Here is an 856-nt window from a genome sequence, read left to right as displayed (position 1 = left end):
TTCCGCGATGACAAAAGCTATCCTTATTTGATGCTCAGCGGCCATCAATATCCGCAAATGGCGTATTACCGCGGCACATTGAAGAAGTCTAATCAATATTTTGGCCCGTATCCCAACAGCAATGCCGTGCGCGACAGCATTCAAGTGTTGCAAAAAGTCTTTATGCTGCGTACCTGCGAAGACAGCGTATTCGAGCATCGCGACCGTCCTTGTCTGCTTTATCAAATCAAACGCTGCACCGCTCCTTGTGTCGGCCATATCAGCGAAGAAGATTATCGCGACAGCGTGCGTGAAGCCGCGACTTTCCTCAATGGCAAAACTGATGAATTGACTCGCACCTTGCAACACAAAATGCAAACTGCCGCCGCGAATCTACAATTTGAAGAAGCCGCCCGTTACCGCGACCAAATTCAAGCACTCGGCATCATGCAGAGTAATCAGTTTATCGACAGCAAAAATCCGAACAATCCAAACGATATCGATTTGCTTGCGCTGGCAGTTTCAGACGGCCTGGTTTGCGTACACTGGGTCAGCATACGCGGCGGACGGCATGTCGGCGATAAAAGCTTTTTCCCTGACACCAAAAACGATCCCGAGCCAAACGGGCAAGATTACGCCGAAGCCTTCGTCGCCCAACACTATCTGGGCAAAAGCAAACCCGACATCATCATCAGCAACTTTCCCGTTCCCGATGCGCTGAAAGAGGCTTTGGAAGGCGAACACGGCAAACAAATGCAATTTGTCACCAAAACCATAGGCGAACGCAAAGTCTGGTTGAAAATGGCGGAGCAAAACGCACAAGTGGCGATTGCCCAACGCCGCCTGCAACAAAGCAGCCAGCAACACCGTATTGATG

Annotated in this window: 1 protein-coding gene; it reads left to right on the top strand. The window is 50.4% G+C overall.

Features of this window, described 5'->3' with window-relative positions; all coding sequences use genetic code 11:
- A partial coding sequence (locus ACTHS3_RS15905) for a UvrB/UvrC motif-containing protein (RefSeq protein WP_440368492.1) occupies window positions 1-856 on the top strand: 856 nt, incomplete at both ends.

The organism is Neisseria sp. P0009.S007 (genome assembly GCF_051962515.1).
The sequence above is the reverse complement of the archived record's forward strand: the minus strand, read 5'-3'. Positions and strand labels throughout refer to the sequence as shown.